Genomic DNA, 15,961 nt, shown 5'->3' with positions numbered 1-15,961 from the left:
CCCTTCCGGGCTCAGCGTGAGCCCATTTTGATTTTCGCTATGCCGGCATCAGCGAAATAGAGGTTTTTCACGCCTGCGGCGATGCTTTCCGGCGCTAAATTGATTAGCATGATGATATTTACTCCCTTTACTTACCACTATTATGCCTTCAATTGCCCCTCAGGATGGACTTCCGCTACCGCAGCGCTATGGCGCAATCATCACGATTGCGCTGGGTATTATGATGGCGGTACTCGATGGCGCTATCGCTAACGTAGCGCTGCCGACGATAGCCCGCGATCTCAGCGCCAGCCCGGCTGAATCAATCTGGATAGTTAACGCGTATCAGATCGCAATCGTGATCTCGCTGCTGTCGCTCTCCTTTCTGGGAGATATGCTGGGATACCGCCGTATCTTTCAGGCCGGCCTGATCCTGTTTATCGCGACATCGCTGTTCTGCGCCCTCTCCTCCACGCTGACGACGCTAATCGTGGCGCGCGTACTGCAGGGATTTGGCGGCGCCGCGCTGATGAGCGTCAACACCGCGCTAATCCGGATTATTTATCCGCAGCGCTTTCTTGGACGCGGCATGGCAATCAACTCACTCATTGTGGCGGTCTCCAGCGCCGCCGGCCCCACTATTGCCGCGGCTATTCTGGCCGTGGCCAGCTGGCAGTGGCTCTTTTTAATCAATATCCCGTTTGGCCTTGCCGCACTCTGGCTGGCACTGCGCTTCCTGCCTGACAATCCGCAAAAAGCGCGCCAGCAGAAGTTTGATATTCCAAGTGCGGTGATGAACGCGCTCTTTTTTGGGTTACTCATCACTGCACTGAGCGGCTTTTCGCAGGGGCAGCCAGCCAGCCTTATCGTGGCCGAACTGGCGGCGCTGATCGTTACCGGTATTATCTTTGTGCGGCGTCAGCTAACCCTGCCGGTACCCTTGTTACCGGTTGATCTGCTACGTCTGCCGCTGTTCTCGCTCTCCATTGGCACCTCCGTCTGCTCTTTCTGCGCGCAGATGCTGGCGATGGTATCGCTGCCGTTTTACCTGCAGAACGTGCTTGGCCGGGATGAAGTGGCAACCGGGCTGCTGCTGACGCCGTGGCCGCTGGCAACAATGGTGATGGCGCCGATTGCCGGACGTCTGATTGAGAAGTATCACGCCGGCCTGCTGGGTGGACTGGGGCTGGCGCTGTTTGCCGCCGGGCTGTTTCTGCTGGCCATGCTCCCGGCGCAGCCTGCTGATGCAGATATCATCTGGCGTATGATGCTGTGCGGTGCCGGTTTTGGCCTGTTTCAGTCACCCAATAATCACACCATTATCTCTGCTGCCCCGCGCAACCGCAGCGGCGGAGCCAGCGGCATGCTGGGCACCGCCCGGCTGACAGGACAGAGTGCCGGTGCCGCGCTGGTGGCTCTGATGTTTAACCTGTTCAGCGACAGCGGCACGCACGCTTCTTTGATCCTTGCCGGTGGCTTTGCTTCCGCTGCTGCTGCGATAAGTCTGGTGCGGATGACCCAGTCACGCGCGCCAGCCTGACGCTATCCGCACGCAAATAAAAAAGGCATCACCAGGGTGATGCCTTTTTTTTTTCGTCGCCTGAGCGGATTATTTCAGATACTGCCCGCTGCGCAGCGCTTCGATGCGCTTATCAAGCGGCGGGTGAGACATAAACAGCTCGCTGAACGACTTGTTTTTACCGTTGATGCAGAACGCCATCATGCTGCCTGGCTCCTGCGGCTCGTAGCTGGTTTTCAGACGTTGCAGCGCGGCGATCATTTTTTCACGGCCAACCAGTTTTGCCGATCCTGCATCAGCGTGAAACTCACGGTGGCGTGAGAACCACATGGTAATGATGCTGGCGAGGATACCAAAAAGCAGTTCCAGCACCGTTGCAACCGCAAAATAGACCAGCGGATTACCGTTGCTGCTCTCTTCACCATCGCGGTTGCCGGACAGAAAGCCCGACGCAACCTGCGCAATAATGCGCGAGATAAAGATAACAAAGGTGTTCACAATGCCCTGAATCAGGGTCATGGTGACCATATCTCCGTTGGCGATATGCGCGATCTCATGCGCCAGCACGGCTTCAGCCTCATCGCGGCTCATGTTTTGCAGCAGACCGGTTGAGACAGCGACAAGGGACGCATCACGGCGCGCACCGGTCGCAAAGGCATTGATATCGGGCGCATGATAAATCGCGACCTGCGGCATCGCAATGCCAGCCTGCTGCGCCTGGCGACCCACGGTCTCCATCAGCCAGCGCTCGGTCTCATTACGGGGCTGTGCAATCACCTCCCCGCCAACGGAGCGTAGCGCCATCCATTTGGACATCAGCAGTGAAACGAACGCACCGCCAAAGCCAAACAGACCCGCCATAATCATCAGGCCCTGAACACTGCTTGACTGGATTCCTGTCAGACTCAGAATGAGTCCGAATACCAACATCACCGCCAGGTTGGTGATCAGGAAAAGAGCAATACGCATCATAAATGTTAATCTTCCTCAGTTGTTCACGCGCTTGTACGCGGATATATATCCTATGTTCATTGCGCGGCTTTTCAAGCGACCTTAATCTTTAAGTGCCTAAAAAAACAAAACTTTACATTCCACTCTGGCGATCGATTGCAAACTGCTCAGACCACTTATTTAGCGAGTATAGTGTAAAAAAAAACACCGCCGTAGCGGTGTTTTGTGACCGGCTTCAGGATTACTTCGCCGGAGTGGCAGCGGGCTGAGAGGAGGCCAGCTGAGCCAGATCGTTAGCGATCTTCACCGTCTCATCCAGATAGGGATCGGGCTCTTTATAATCTTTTGGCAGCGCCTCAAGATTCTTAAGCGGCTTTTTACCTTCCATCTGATAACGCGCGTTAATACGCTCCAGACGCAGCGCGTCCTCTTCGTGACTCTCTTTCTCACGCTGGGCAAGATTGAGCGACACGATATTGCGTTTATCTTTCATCGCATTGAAACGCGCAATATCTTTCATGATGTACTGAAACTCACGATCCTGCGCAATGCGATCGGCATGAGACTGCGTCAGCTTCGGCACCAGCGCGGTGATATCACCGGTTTTGGTATAGGTTGCCGCATTAATGCTGTCCCACGGCAGCGCGTTATCTTCAAATTTTTCGCCGGTCTCTGCCGCTTCAACGCCGGTTGGCATCAGCAGATCGGGGGTTACCCCTTTACGCTGCGTGCTGCCGCCGTTGATACGATAAAATTTCTGAATGGTATATTGTACGGAACCCAGCGCAGGCCACTCCGGACGCAGCATCTGATCGTAAATGCGGTTCAGAGAACGATACTGCTGTACGGTTCCCTTGCCGAAGGTCGGTTCGCCAACAATCAGAGCCCGGCCATAGTCCTGCATCGCCGCGGCAAAGATTTCCGAAGCTGACGCGCTGAACCGGTCGACCAGCACTACCAGCGGACCTTTGTAGTAAACAATGCCGTCGGTATCGCTGTCTTCACGCACCCGTCCATTGTTATCCCTGACTTGAACCACCGGGCCACCCGGAATAAAGAGTCCGGAGAGAGAGACCGCTTCAGTCAGTGCACCGCCGCCGTTGGTTCGAAGGTCGATAACGACGCTGTCCACATTTTGCTTTTGCAGTTTCTGCAGCTGCACTTTGACATCGTCAGTCAGACCGACATAGAAGCCCGGAATATCCAGCACGCCCACTTTTTCTTTGCCGACGTTATGCACCGTGCCTTTAACTGCCCGATCTTCCAGACGGATCTTTTCACGCGTGAGCGTTACGGTCCGGGTTTTGGTGCCTTTACCGGCAGGCAGGATCTCAAGACGCACTTTGCTGCCTTTAGGTCCTTTGATTTTCGATACCACATCATCCAGCCGCCAGCCGATAACATCCTCAACAGGCTTGCCTGGCTGACCGACGCCGACAATGCGATCGCCAACGGTAATCGATTTGCTTTTTGCTGCCGGACCGCCAGCGACCATAGAGTTGATGACCGTGTAGTCATCATCCATCTGCAGCACGGCACCAATCCCCTCAAGCGACAGGCTCATCTCGGTATTGAACTGCTCAGTATTGCGCGGGGAAAGGTAGTTGGTATGGGGATCGATCTCATGAGCGAAGGCGGTCATTGCCAGCTGGAAGACATCTTCACTGTTGCTCTGAGCCAGGCGACGGATGGCAAAGTTGTAGCGCTTGGTCAGCGTTTCACGGATCTCTTTGTCATCTTTGCCCGCCAGCTTCAGGCTGAGCTCATCATATTTAACTTTGGCGTCCCAGAGCGCGTTCAGCTCTGCGGTGCTCTTTGGCCATGGTGCTTTCGCCCGGTCAATATCAATGGTGTCATTGCCACTGAAATCCATCGGACGATCCAGCACCGTCAGCGCATATTGATAGCGCTCAAAACGGCGTTTTTGTGCCAGGTTATAGAGCGCGTAAAACAGATCCAGCTTGCCGCTGCGCAGCTCGTCGCCGAGCGTGGTTTTTTTGTCCGCATATTGCGCAACGTCTGATGCCAGCAGCACGTTATGGCTGTAATCCAGCAGGTTCAGATAGCGATCAAAAATCTTTGCTGAGAAATCCTGATTCAGATCGAACTGACGGTAGTGAGAGCGGGTAAAGCGCGATGTAACCCGCTCACTGACCGTGGGATGCTGCGCTTCTTCATGTAACTGCGGGATCTGGTCTGCACGCGTGATATTGTCTGCGGCAACGGAGGGGCCTGCCAGCAGCAGGCCCGCGATCATACCGATCTTAAAAAAGCTGTTCATGCCAGGGTCGGGCCTCCGTTTCAGAACTGCAAGTGTTCTGCGCGCACAATCATTGCCAGGCCTGAAGCAAGCTGTACCCGAACGCCATCTTTAGTGATTTCAAGAATGGTGGCGTCCATAGCACTTTTGCCTGCTTTGACTTTAATATTCTGGCCTGGCTGCAAAGCTGAGGTGTCGGTAACGGGTTTTGCCCGCGGCGGACGTGGTGCGGCGTTGCGTTCTGCAGCACCGGTGCGTGGCGTCTGAGGGCGCGGCTTGCGCGGCGTATCACCTTCAGCCGCTTTACGCGGTGCTGGCTTACGCGGACGACGCTCTGCACTCTCCTCTCCTGCCTCGCGCTTCTTCGCCCGCTGCTGCTCACGCTGCGCCTGAACGCGTGCCTTTGCCTCTTCCAGCTGCTTCCGCGCATGCTCTACGTGCTGCTCATCCAGTACGCCACAGGCGTTGCCATCGAGATCGACACGCGTTGCGCCGGCTTTGATACCGTAAAGATAACGCCAGCTGGAGGTATAAAGACGCAGAGCTGAACGCAGCTGCGTTTTGCTCGGACTATTTTCGCCCTGAACGCGCTCGACCAGATCCTGAAAGATACCGATTTTGAGCGGACGCGCTTCACCTTCGGCGCTAAAGCAGTGCGGAAAACGTTCCGCCAGAAAGGCGATGACTTCTTTACTGCTATTCAACTTAGGTTGATTTTCCATGAAATTTCCTGATTACAACGGATTTGCCGACCAGAGCGGGCATGAACAGGCGACATTATAATGACAACATCGCCAAATGCCATGCAATCCAGACGATTAGCTATGCGACAGCGCAATAAATTTTTCGATGTTGCTGTTCGCCAGCACCTCACAAAGCCCGTCGGCAAGGGCTACCAGCCCTGCTTCATCCTCACTGTCAAAGCGGGAATAAAGCGTACTGTCGATATCAAGAACGCCTGCCAGCAGGCCGTTCACTTTCAGAGGAATCACGATTTCTGCGTTACTGGCGGCGTCGCAGGCGATATGACCGGGAAACGCATGAACGTCATCCACGCGCTGCACGCGCTCTTCAGCCACTGCCGTACCGCAAACGCCTTTACCTGCCGGAATACGCACGCAGGCAATCTTGCCCTGGAACGGACCCAGGACCAGCGTATTCTCTTCAGTCAGCAGATAGAAGCCTGCCCAGTTAACCCCCTCCAGACGCTCAAACAGCAGCGCACTGCAGTTAGCCAGCGCGGCAAGAAAAGAGGTTTCGCCCGCCAGCAGCGCCCGGGCATCACGATTTAATTCCTCGTAAAAGGCTTTTTTGTTCATTGATCAACCATAATTCATCACTGAGAGGTATCAGTTTTCCCTCAGTTGTTAAAATAAGCACTAATAATCCAGCCCAACAAGGTGAATCATTGAATAAGTTGCTATACCCTTAGCACGCTATGATTGAGACTGATCTCGTCCCACAAGATAGTGCAGGCTGCACGTTCTGTTCAGACTGCCGGCAACCGTAACGAATGATGGGCCACTCGCGTCACTTATGAAAATTCACGCTATCAGCCAGAGCTTGCCCCACGCACGTTATCAGCGTTGCCCCCAATGCGATACCCTTTTTTCCTTACCGGATGTGAAATCGCATCAAACGGCTTATTGCCCGCGCTGTCATGCCAAAATCCAGAATGGCCGTGACTGGTCAATGCGTCGTCTGACCGCGATGGCAGTGACAATGCTGGTGCTGATGCCCTTTGCTTTCAGCCTGCCACTGGTTGAAATTCGCTTACTTGGCATGCGCATAAACGCCAGTCTGCTGGAAGGCGTATTGCAGATGGCGCAGCAGGGCAACGTGCTGACGGCCGCCATGGTCGCGTTTTGTACAATCGGGGCTCCGGTGACGCTGGTTGCCGGCATCAGCTATCTGTGGATTGGCAACCGGCTGGGCATGAATCTGCGACCGGTGCTGCTAATGCTTGAGCGGCTGAAAGAGTGGGTGATGCTGGATATCTACCTGGTAGGTATTGGCGTCGCCTCTATCAAAGTTCAGGATTACGCCTCGCTGGCGTTGGGTTATGGTCTGGTCGCTTACGTAGCTCTGACCCTGTTAAGCCTGCTCACTATTATTCATCTTAATGTGGAAGAGCTCTGGGAGCATTACTATCCCCAGTCCATCCCAACCGCGCCGCCAGAGCGCTGGCAGGTGTGCCTCAACTGTCATCACACCGGCATGCCCGATGAGCGTGGTCGCTGTACCCGCTGCCACACGCCGCTTGATTTTCGCCGTCGCCACAGCCTGCAAAAATCCTGGGCGGCGTTAATTGCGTCGATCGTGATGCTGATACCCGCCAACCTGCTGCCGATTTCCGTGGTGTTTGTAAACGGTTCGCGGCGTGAAGACACTATCTTTTCCGGTATCCTCGGGCTGGGCTCAGGCAATATTCCCATTGCTGCGGTGGTGTTTATCGCCAGTATCCTGGTGCCTTTCACTAAAGTGCTGGTGATGCTGACGCTGCTGCTCAGTATTCACTTCAAATGTGAACAGGGGCTGAAAACCCGCATCCGGCTGCTGCGCGTGGTGACCTGGGTGGGACGCTGGTCGATGCTGGATCTGTTTGTTATTGCTTTAACCATGTCGCTGGTCAATCGCGATCAGCTGCTGGCTTTTACCATGGGACCTGCCGCGCTTTACTTCGGCGCAGCGGTAATCCTGACTATTATGGCTGTTGAGTGGCTGGATAGCCGCCTGATCTGGGATGCACATGCAACAGGAAACGCCGACTACACCGACTAGCGCAACCGTGCGTAACAAACGCAAGTTGTCGCCATTCTGGCTTTTGCCCATTATCGCCCTGCTGATTGCCGGCTGGCTTTTATGGACCAATTATCAGGAGCGCGGTACCACCATTACCATCAACTTCCAGACGGCGGACGGCATAGTGCCGGGCCGCACGCCGATTCGTTATCAGGGCGTGGAGGTCGGTACTGTGCAGGGTATTGAGCTGAGTGATGATTATCGCAGCATTCGTATCAAAGCGAGCATCAAAAGCGATATGCGCGACGCCCTGCGCGAGAATACGCAATTCTGGCTGGTGACGCCAAAAGCCTCCCTGGCCGGCGTCTCCGGGCTTGATGCGCTCGTGGGCGGTAACTACATCGGTATGATGCCTGGCGATGGTAAAGAGCGCGACCATTTCACCGCGCTTGATACGCAGCCTAAATACCGGGTCAATACCGGCGAGCTGCTCATCCATCTGCATGCGCCCGATCTCGGCTCGCTTAATACCGGCTCGCTGGTCTACTACCGGAAAATTCCGGTGGGTCACGTCTATGACTACAGCCTTAATAGCAATACTGATGGCGTCACCATTGATGTGCTGATCGAGCGGCGCTTTATCAATCTCATCAAAAAGCAGAGCCGCTTCTGGAATGTTTCCGGTATTGATGCAGATGTCAGCCTGAGCGGCGCGAAAGTGAAGCTGGAGAGTCTGGCCGCGCTGGTAAACGGCGCTATCGCGTTTGATTCACCCGATAAAGGCGAACCGGCTGAGAGCGAGCAGAACTATCAGCTCTATCCGGATCTGGCACACAGCCAGCGCGGCGTGCTGATTAACCTCGATCTGCCTGATGGTAACAACCTCAAAGCCAACAGTACGCCTCTGATGTATCAGGGGCTGGAAGTAGGCACCCTGACAAAACTTACGCTGCTGCCTGACGGCAAAGTCTCTGGCGAACTGACGATTGATCCCTCAGTGACCGGCCTGATGCGCAGCGGAACACGTATTGAGATGCGCGCACCGAAACTCAGCCTCACTGACACCAGCCTGAGCAGCCTGCTCACCGGTAACACGCTGGAGCTGGTGCCCGGTGAGGGCGAACCGCAGGACCATTTCAGCGTGCTGCCCGCCAGCGAAACGCTGCTGCAGAAACCGGATGTCCTGACGGTACAGCTTAGCGCGCCGGAAACCTACGGTATCGATGCCGGCCAGCCCCTGGTGATCTATGGCATGAAGATTGGTCAGGTGATCTCGCGCAAACTGGATGAGAACGGCATCAATTTCGTGGTCGCGATTAACCCTGAATATCGTCAGCTGGTGCACGCTGACAGCAAGTTTATCGTCAACAGTCGCCTGAACGTAAAATTTGGCCTTGATGGTATGCAGGTGCTGGGTGCCAGCGCACGTGAATGGGTGGATGGCGGTATTCGTCTCGATCCCGGCGCAAAAGGGAAAGCCTCCAGCCGCTACCCGCTCTATGCAGACGCCGAGCGTGCTGCTGAAGGGATCACCGGCGATCAGCCGCCTGCCACGCTGACGCTGACGGCAACCAGCCTGCCGGACGTACAGGCAGGTTCCGTAGTGCTCTACCGTAAGTTTGAAGTCGGTGAAGTGGTCGACGTGGTGCCGCGTGCGGATGCGTTTGATATCTCAGTGCATATCCAGCCGCAGTATCGCAAGCTGCTGACCAGCGAAAGCGTATTCTGGGCCGAAGGTGGCGCAAAAGTGCAGCTCAACGGCAGCGGTCTGACCGTGCAGGCGTCGCCGATTAACCGGGCGCTGAAAGGCGCCATCAGCTTTGACAATCTGACCGGTGCACAGGCGAAAAAAGGCGTTAAGCGCGTGCTCTATGCGTCAGAAACCGCAGCGCGCGCCGTCGGCAGCCAGATCACCCTGCACACCTACGACGGCAGCAAGCTGGCGGCAGGCATGCCGGTGCGCTATCTCGGTATTAATGTCGGTCAGGTGGAGTCGCTGGCGCTGAGTAAGGATAACAATCAGGTGGTCGCTAAAGCCGTGCTCTATCCGGAGTATGTGCAGGACTTTGCCCGCACGGGCAGCCGTTTCTCAGTGGTATCGCCGGAAATTTCTGCGGCAGGCGTTAACCATCTGGAGACGATTCTGCAGCCCTATGTCAACGTCGATCCCGGCAAAGGTGCGATGGCGCGCAGCTTTGAGCTGCAGGAAAGCACAATCACCGACTCGCGTTACCTGAACGGCCTGAACATTTATGTCGATGCCGCCGAGGCGGGATCGCTCTCCCTGGGTACGCCGGTTCTGTTCCGCGGCGTTGAGGTCGGTACGGTCACCGGCACCTCGCTGGGTAATATGGCCGATCGGGTGCAGATTGCGCTGCGCATCAGTAAAAAGTATCAGCATCTGGTGCGGAATAACTCAGTATTCTGGCTGGCATCCGGCTATAACCTCGATTTTGGCCTGATTGGCGGCGTGGTGAAAACCGGCACCTTCCAGCAGTTTATTCGCGGCGGCATTCAGTTCGCTACGCCACCAACCGTGCCGCTGGCACCGCAGGCAGGCGCCAACAAACATTTCCTGCTGCAGGATGAAGCGCCGAAAGCGTGGCGTGACTGGGGTACCGCTATCCCTGCTCCGCGCTAAACAACCGGGCAGCCAGCAGGCTGCCCGTTCTCTTTGCGCGTGTTACACTGCGCCCATCATTTGTCAGCGCGGTAAATTGTTGTGTCCAGTCGTTTTCCTGAAGAGTTCATTACCCTCATGCGTGCCAGCCTCCCTGATGAGGCTGAACTGCAACGCTTTCTTGCTATCAGCCAGCAGCCGCTGCGCAAAAGTGTACGCGTCAACACGCTGAAGATCAGCGTGGCTGATTTTCTTACCCGCACGGCGCAGTATGGCTGGCGGCTGACGCCGGTTCCCTGGTGCGCAGAGGGATTCTGGATCGAGCGCGATGATGAGAGCCTGCCGCTTGGCAGCGTGGCTGAACATCTCAGCGGTCTGTTCTACATTCAGGAAGCGAGCTCGATGCTGCCGGTGACGGCGCTGTTTGCCGCCACGCCGGACGCACAGCAGGTTATGGATATGGCGGCGGCACCGGGATCCAAAACCACGCAGCTGGCGGCGCTGATGCATAATCGCGGCGCGATCCTCGCCAATGAATACTCCGCCAGCCGGGTCAAAGTCCTTCATGCCAATATCAGCCGCTGCGGCGTCAGCAACGTGGCGCTGACGCATTTCGATGGCCGGGTGTTTGGCGCAGCGCTGCCGGAACAGTTCGACGCCATCCTGCTTGATGCCCCCTGCTCAGGCGAAGGCGTGGTGCGTAAAGATGCAGATGCGCTGCGCAACTGGACGCTGGCCAGCACCGAGGCGATTGCGGCCACCCAGCGCGATCTTATCGACAGCGCTTTTCACGCGCTCAGGCCCGGTGGCGTGCTGATCTACTCAACCTGTACCCTTAACACCATCGAGAATCAGCAGGTCATAGCCTGGTTGCTGACACGCTATCCCGACGCCATTGAGATCCTGTCGCTGCAGGATTTGTTTGCCGGCGCAGAGGCTGCCCTGACGCCGGAAGGCTATCTGCACGTGTTTCCTCACTGCTTCGACAGCGAAGGATTTTTCGTCGCGCGTCTGCGTAAAACCGCCAGCGTGCCGGCACTGCCGGCGCCGGGCTATAAACTCGGGAAACTGCCGTTTGCGCCCGCCAGCCGAAAACTCAGCGCGGAGGTGATGCAGGCAGCGGCTAAGGTGGGCCTGCAGTGGGATGAGAGCCTGACGCTCTGGCAGCGCGATAAAGAGCTGTGGCTGTTTCCGGCCAGCGCAGAGCAGTGGCTGAATAAGGTACGCTTCTCACGCATTGGTCTGAAACTGGCTGAAACCTTTCCCAAAGGCTACCGCTGGCAGCATGAGGCGGTGATGGCACTGGCCAGGCCTGATGCATCGCTGGCGTTTGCGCTGAATGAAGCGGAAGCGGAAAGCTGGTATCGCGGACAGGATATCCATCCGGAGACACTGCCTGACCGGGATGAAGTCATCGTCACCTGGCAGCAGCAGCCGCTTGGACTGGCTAAAAAAGTGGGCAACCGCATTAAAAACAGCTATCCGCGCGAGCTGGTGCGTGACGGCCGGCTGTTTCGCTAGCAGGCTGCGGCTCATAATCTGATGGTTGAGCGTTAGTTTAACCCAACCGGCATAGTGTAATGCCGGTATGGCGTCGCCATGGAGAGCACAGCATGAAAGGCCGTAAGCAGTTTATCATTGTGTTGATTATGCTGGTGACCGGCAGCCTGCTGCTGCTGGAATCGCTGGCCCGGCTGGTGCATCTGCTGATAGTGGGTTAGCGGGTTATCAAAAATATTGCCAGCATAAAAAATGCCCAGAGACCGGTAAAGGTCATCATACCCAGCCGGCGGGTTTTTGCCTGTCCGACAATTGCACCAATAAACAGGCTGAGGATGGTCAGCGTCCCTGTCATTACCCAAAGTAAATAGTGTGTATCTGCCATTAATGATCTGTCCTGAAATATACGAAACCAGGGCATTTTATACCATTTCAGGCAGTATAACGCTGCTTTACTCTTTCCCGATCTCAGGTACAGCCAGAGAAGCGCTCATTAAAAAACCCGTATAGCGTCAGGCCATACGGGTTAACTGAGTGGTAAATACATCCCGATCAGATTCTGCGCGTGTCATCCACAGGAAGCGCGTCATCATTGGGCACAGCACCGTCATCCATGGGCAAATCTTCATCTGCACCGGGTGCCTGTCCATCATCGGGGATAGGCTGAATATCTTCTGGACGTTCTGACATATTTACCTCCTGACCCTGGGTTGGGTATTTTCAGTATAGGCACTGCTGTCTGACGCTCTGCGGCAGCCTGAGGGATATGTGCGCCAGCCGCAGAAAAAAAGATAAATGTCACACCACTCTTATTTAGCGTCTACGCGTTATTTCCCTTTATCTTCCCAGGGATCTTTCTTTTCATCTTCACTGCTGTCACGCGTACGAGGAATTTCGCCATGCTCATCCGGCGCGTCCTGAACCGGATGGTCATCCTCTTCATACGCATTTCCGGCAGAGGGGGCCGCTTCAGGCAATCCTTTGGCTACATCGCCCTCATGTTTACGCTCTTCATTACTGTTATGTTTGAACATGTTCGCCTCCTGTCATCAAGAACCTAAGTATAGGCAACAGAAGCAATGACGCCATGAATGGCGACGTCTGAGATAAAAATCTGGCCTTACAGCTGTTTTAATCAGGACGATAAAATTAAGCCAGCCGCTGCCGTCAGCGCACAGATTTATCAGCTAGGGTTAATGTGCAACGCCGGGTTGCCTGTTAATCAAGGAGTCTCTGATGAAGCTGTTTTTTAGTGGATTAATTATCTCTGCCAGCCTGCTGATGCTGGCCGGTTGTCAGCAGCCGGAACGCCCGCTGGGTCCGGATGGCCGCCCTGCTCCGCCGATGGAGCATCCGGTGCCCGGCGGGCCGATGAGTAAAGGCCCGGCAGGCCAGCCTGAAGCCTGAGCGCCTGCCAGGCGCTGGATTATTCTGTAGCCATCGGGGTAGATGCTGTCGTCCGCAACAAGTAAAAAGGCCACCCTGAGGTGGCCTTTTGCGTGGCAGAGATCGGTTATCTGTGAAGCATATCGTTATTCATTTTAAGCTTAGCTAACGTATTCATCGCCGCAGGGTTAAGAGCAACCATCGCTGTTTTACAGAATATGCACTTAGCACCCGCCGGATTCTTCTCAGAAACGTCAAATGCGGATTTGCGATACTGCGAGCCCAGACAGTGAGGGCAACGCATAGAAATTGAAACTGAAATAATTTTTATATCCTTTGGTTTAAAACGGCCTTTCGCGGCCTGTCTGTTTATTGTTAAGGGTACAGCATGACTCTTTTTTACAAAACTCACCCTTTGCTATAACAATATAGTACAAAAAAAGAGTTTTGCTGTGTTTTTAAGATCGATACGGACTAAAACATCTGTAACTGAGACAGCGCAACCTGAAGTTAGTGCGGCAGGTAAACCACTTTATTCTCTGAACTTAATCAGTTAGCGGTCTGTCAGCGTCACCGCCGTCACGCTGAATTCAGACAAAACGCAGGGCGATAATGCTGTTTCAGAATAATCACCCGGCATGATTAAATTTGACGAAGTGTGATATCCGTCCTTGACTTTGTCTGTACATATCCGGGAGGGCGAACCATGACTGAGCTACTGCACATTATTTCTGTAGGCACACTCGTTGCAGGTATTTATCTGCTGGAGTGAGCGCTTTACCCGCTGCTGCGCGCGCTTTGCGGGCAGCAGCGGGCAAAGGAAAGGCCCTGCCGAAGCAGAGCCCTGAATTGGTGCGCCTGTTGATCATCATTGATTAGCAAACAGTCCGTCGTTAGATGCGGCGCATTGAGTTGTCACCCTTTAAGCGTAGCCTGTTTCAGCAATAAGGCAAACTTTTAACCTGTTTTGTCCGGCTTACAACCTGCAGAACGCAGCCTGTTACCAACTGAGGCCATATACTCAGCAAGATTGTTTATATGATAATATCTGCATTATTCAGGTCAGGAATGTAAAGGAACCGCACATCGCGCACGGCAGATAATGAAAATTTTTATTGTAAACTTAAAAAGATCGGTCGAAAGACGGAATAAAATTGCATCCCAGCTTGATGCACTTAATCTTGATTATGAATTTGTCGAAGCGGTCGATGGCACGCTCATGACAGCCGATGAACGAGCTGCCGCAAGCGCAACCATTAATTATGCGTTTTTACCCGGAGAGATTGGGTGTGCATTAAGTCATCAAAAAATTTACCAGAAAATCGTCGACAGCAATATTGAAGCGGCAATGATTCTGGAAGATGACATTATTTTCACTCGCGAAGCCAGGGACGTACTGGAAAAAATAAAGCCCGCCAGCCACAGACCAGAAGTGATCCTTTTTAGCCGTGCAAACAGTTATTTATTATCGCCTGTCTCTCATTTAACCCATAAACATACTCTGCATAAAACGCTGCAGGCCACCACCACTCACTCATACGTAATTAACCACAAAGCCGCGCAATCTCTCTTAAAAAACCTGCATCCTGTCTGGATCACTGCAGATAAGTGGACGCTTTTTGAAGAGCACGCTTTTGTAAGCGTTTTTTCAGTGATTCCGCATCCGGTTCAACTCTCTGAAGAAGCCAGCCAGTCTACAATAAACGGTAATAATGATATGAGTGAGATTGCCCGGCAAAAAAAGGCTATCTGGAATCAACTTATGTCATCACGACCGCTAAAAGCCAGGTTAAAACACCGTTACCGGCGAGCGCTCGTTCCACTGTTTTATAAAATAGTGGATCAGGGAAAGGGATAACGCTTCACTCCTGTCAGGTAGCTTACTGGCTATCTGATAGCGCCTTGACTTACGTATTCAGAATAGGTGAGAGTGCCGTCCGGAGTGAGATGTCGGGTAAATGCTGGGAAACCCCTGAGTTATCTTTCAATAACAACCAGTTAAAAAAAGACCCAATACGATTCCTGTATCGGGTCCAGGGAAATGGCTCGTAGTGAGCCGTGCGCTAAAAGTTGGCATTTTTGAAGGCGAGGTGCCTTGCCTTTTAAAGGTAGTCCAACGGCGAACATTGTCCAGCAAGCAGCCTGAGGCGAGCCGGAAAGCTGCCAACTCTGTGATCGCGCTGGCACTACCAGACGCCTGCAACGCTTTTTGACGGCGGCGTCTGCCGGCTTTTACTTAACGCACAGCTGCTGCGCGCGATCGATAATCGGCTGTAGCGACATTTTACTGCCGTGATGCGCCTTATCATCTGCCAGGATAGTATTAATCGACTGCAGCGTGCCCTGCCCCGCATCGGCACGCGCCAGCGCTTTTTCATTCAGCGGGTACTGCAGTAGCGTGCTGGGGTTAATGGCAAACAGTGCGCCATCCTTTTCACAGGTCAGCATCACCTCTTCACGCGTGAAGGGCCACTTTGCCTTACCGATTTCAAAACGACTGACCGTAATAATTTCGCCCGCCAGCGCCTGGCTGCAGAGCGCCAGCAGCAGGCAGGCAGGAATCACTTTTTTCAGCAAAATATTGACCTCATTTCATCTTCACTGACACGGCAGGCAGACAGATTACCCGGCGGGTTTTCCGGCGCTGCCGCTGATGTGGCAGCAGGATACGCCGCCCGATTCAGCGTGTCGAGACCTGCAGTGCGATCCGGTTGCCCTTGATCCTGCTGCATGAAACCATTATTTTTGCCGCTGATTATCAGGAGAAAAGCATGCGTTATAATCTTGCACAGCTGTCGCAGGAAGAGAAAGACAAGGTCAACGTTGAGCTGGCGGCGGCAGGCGTCGCGTTCAAAGAGCGCTACAATATGCCGGTCGTGGCGGAGATGGTTGAACGCGAGCAGCCGGAAGCGCTGCGCGACTGGTTCCGTCAGCGCCTGATGCACTATCGCCAGGCTTCGCTCAGCCTCTCCCGCCTGCCCTACGAACCTAAGCAGAAATAACC

General features: G+C 54.3%; 15 protein-coding genes. 7 read left to right on the top strand and 8 right to left on the bottom strand.

Annotation, left to right across the window (positions count from 1 at the left end):
- Positions 1-142 precede the first annotated feature (142 nt).
- Positions 143-1,519, top strand: a complete 1,377-nt coding sequence (locus FS690_RS02350; RefSeq protein WP_145339022.1) for an MFS transporter — start codon at positions 143-145, stop codon at positions 1,517-1,519.
- 69 nt (positions 1,520-1,588) lie between these two features.
- Here FS690_RS02350 and htpX read toward each other — a convergent pair whose 3' ends face one another.
- The 4 genes from htpX to FS690_RS02330 form a co-directional block, all read right to left on the bottom strand.
- Positions 1,589-2,470 carry a protease HtpX gene (gene htpX / locus FS690_RS02345; protein ID WP_039384837.1) on the bottom strand — a complete coding sequence of 294 codons (882 nt, stop codon included), beginning with the start codon at positions 2,468-2,470 and terminating at the stop codon, positions 1,589-1,591.
- Positions 2,471-2,690: 220 nt separating this feature from the next.
- Positions 2,691-4,730 carry a carboxy terminal-processing peptidase gene (gene prc / locus FS690_RS02340; RefSeq protein ID WP_039384838.1) on the bottom strand — a complete coding sequence of 680 codons (2,040 nt, stop codon included), beginning with the start codon at positions 4,728-4,730 and terminating at the stop codon, positions 2,691-2,693.
- A gap of 20 nt (positions 4,731-4,750) precedes the next feature.
- The gene (gene proQ, locus FS690_RS02335) at positions 4,751-5,431 is read right to left on the bottom strand and encodes an RNA chaperone ProQ (RefSeq protein ID WP_039384840.1); all 681 of its coding nucleotides are present in this window, start codon (positions 5,429-5,431) and stop codon (positions 4,751-4,753) included.
- A 96-nt stretch (positions 5,432-5,527) separates the two neighbouring features.
- Positions 5,528-6,028, bottom strand: a complete 501-nt coding sequence (locus tag FS690_RS02330) for a GAF domain-containing protein (RefSeq protein WP_071668877.1) — start codon at positions 6,026-6,028, stop codon at positions 5,528-5,530.
- A 217-nt stretch (positions 6,029-6,245) separates the two neighbouring features.
- On the opposite strand from FS690_RS02330, the gene yebS reads away from it, so the two are divergent.
- The 3 genes from yebS to rsmF all read left to right on the top strand — a co-directional run bounded on the left by yebS (position 6,246) and on the right by rsmF (position 11,592).
- Positions 6,246-7,490: a membrane integrity lipid transport subunit YebS gene (yebS, locus tag FS690_RS02325; protein ID WP_071668878.1), complete on the top strand. Its 1,245-nt coding sequence runs from the start codon at positions 6,246-6,248 to the stop codon at positions 7,488-7,490.
- Positions 7,459-10,092: a PqiB family protein gene (locus FS690_RS02320; protein ID WP_145339021.1), complete on the top strand. Its 2,634-nt coding sequence runs from the start codon at positions 7,459-7,461 to the stop codon at positions 10,090-10,092. Before yebS ends, FS690_RS02320 begins: the two co-directional genes overlap by 32 nt.
- Before the next feature lie 75 nt (positions 10,093-10,167).
- Complete coding sequence (rsmF, locus tag FS690_RS02315; protein WP_145339020.1) at positions 10,168-11,592, top strand: 16S rRNA (cytosine(1407)-C(5))-methyltransferase RsmF; 1,425 nt, start codon at positions 10,168-10,170, stop codon at positions 11,590-11,592.
- A 196-nt stretch (positions 11,593-11,788) separates the two neighbouring features.
- Here rsmF and FS690_RS18315 read toward each other — a convergent pair whose 3' ends face one another.
- From FS690_RS18315 to FS690_RS02310, 3 genes are all read right to left on the bottom strand, one after another.
- Positions 11,789-11,956 (bottom strand): hypothetical protein, encoded by a 168-nt coding sequence (locus FS690_RS18315; RefSeq protein WP_166713891.1) that lies wholly within the window; start codon positions 11,954-11,956, stop codon positions 11,789-11,791.
- Between the two features lie 167 nt (positions 11,957-12,123).
- Positions 12,124-12,261 (bottom strand): hypothetical protein, encoded by a 138-nt coding sequence (locus tag FS690_RS18310; protein WP_158086430.1) that lies wholly within the window; start codon positions 12,259-12,261, stop codon positions 12,124-12,126.
- Positions 12,262-12,398: 137 nt separating this feature from the next.
- Positions 12,399-12,605, bottom strand: a complete 207-nt coding sequence (locus FS690_RS02310; protein ID WP_039384852.1) for a hypothetical protein — start codon at positions 12,603-12,605, stop codon at positions 12,399-12,401.
- 202 nt (positions 12,606-12,807) lie between these two features.
- Between FS690_RS02310 and FS690_RS18305 the strand changes: the two genes are divergently transcribed.
- Together FS690_RS18305 and FS690_RS02300 are read left to right on the top strand one after the other, a co-directional pair.
- Positions 12,808-12,978 (top strand): hypothetical protein, encoded by a 171-nt coding sequence (locus FS690_RS18305; protein WP_039384855.1) that lies wholly within the window; start codon positions 12,808-12,810, stop codon positions 12,976-12,978.
- 1,081 nt (positions 12,979-14,059) lie between these two features.
- Positions 14,060-14,815: a glycosyltransferase family 25 protein gene (locus tag FS690_RS02300; protein WP_145339019.1), complete on the top strand. Its 756-nt coding sequence runs from the start codon at positions 14,060-14,062 to the stop codon at positions 14,813-14,815.
- 374 nt (positions 14,816-15,189) lie between these two features.
- Here FS690_RS02300 and FS690_RS02295 read toward each other — a convergent pair whose 3' ends face one another.
- The gene (locus FS690_RS02295; RefSeq protein ID WP_233499556.1) at positions 15,190-15,537 is read right to left on the bottom strand and encodes a YebY family protein; all 348 of its coding nucleotides are present in this window, start codon (positions 15,535-15,537) and stop codon (positions 15,190-15,192) included.
- A 191-nt stretch (positions 15,538-15,728) separates the two neighbouring features.
- Here FS690_RS02295 and FS690_RS02290 point away from each other — a divergent pair, with 191 nt between their 5' ends.
- Complete coding sequence (locus FS690_RS02290) at positions 15,729-15,959, top strand: DNA polymerase III subunit theta (RefSeq protein ID WP_039385974.1); 231 nt, start codon at positions 15,729-15,731, stop codon at positions 15,957-15,959.
- The last annotated feature ends 2 nt before the right edge of the window (positions 15,960-15,961 follow it).

This window comes from Pantoea sp. PSNIH1 (genome assembly GCF_007680655.1).
Classification (GTDB): Bacteria; Pseudomonadota; Gammaproteobacteria; order Enterobacterales; family Enterobacteriaceae; genus Pantoea; species Pantoea eucrina.
Note: the sequence above shows the minus strand (reverse complement) of the source record. Positions and strands in the feature narration are given on the sequence as shown.

Bases quoted from the DNA above. Each gene is read 5' to 3' on its own strand.
- FS690_RS18310 (WP_158086430.1), bottom strand. From the start codon at position 12,261: ATGTCAGAACGTCCAGAAGATATTCAGCCTATCCCCGATGATGGACAG.
- prc (WP_039384838.1), bottom strand. From the start codon at position 4,730: ATGAACAGCTTTTTTAAGATCGGTATGATCGCGGGCCTGCTGCTGGCA.
- proQ (WP_039384840.1), bottom strand. From the start codon at position 5,431: ATGGAAAATCAACCTAAGTTGAATAGCAGTAAAGAAGTCATCGCCTTT.
- FS690_RS18305 (WP_039384855.1), top strand. From the start codon at position 12,808: ATGAAGCTGTTTTTTAGTGGATTAATTATCTCTGCCAGCCTGCTGATG.
- FS690_RS02330 (WP_071668877.1), bottom strand. From the start codon at position 6,028: ATGAACAAAAAAGCCTTTTACGAGGAATTAAATCGTGATGCCCGGGCG.
- FS690_RS02300 (WP_145339019.1), top strand. From the start codon at position 14,060: ATGAAAATTTTTATTGTAAACTTAAAAAGATCGGTCGAAAGACGGAAT.
- FS690_RS02290 (WP_039385974.1), top strand. From the start codon at position 15,729: ATGCGTTATAATCTTGCACAGCTGTCGCAGGAAGAGAAAGACAAGGTC.
- FS690_RS02310 (WP_039384852.1), bottom strand. From the start codon at position 12,605: ATGTTCAAACATAACAGTAATGAAGAGCGTAAACATGAGGGCGATGTA.
- FS690_RS02320 (WP_145339021.1), top strand. From the start codon at position 7,459: ATGCAACAGGAAACGCCGACTACACCGACTAGCGCAACCGTGCGTAAC.
- yebS (WP_071668878.1), top strand. From the start codon at position 6,246: ATGAAAATTCACGCTATCAGCCAGAGCTTGCCCCACGCACGTTATCAG.
- FS690_RS02350 (WP_145339022.1), top strand. From the start codon at position 143: ATGCCTTCAATTGCCCCTCAGGATGGACTTCCGCTACCGCAGCGCTAT.
- FS690_RS18315 (WP_166713891.1), bottom strand. From the start codon at position 11,956: ATGGCAGATACACACTATTTACTTTGGGTAATGACAGGGACGCTGACC.
- htpX (WP_039384837.1), bottom strand. From the start codon at position 2,470: ATGATGCGTATTGCTCTTTTCCTGATCACCAACCTGGCGGTGATGTTG.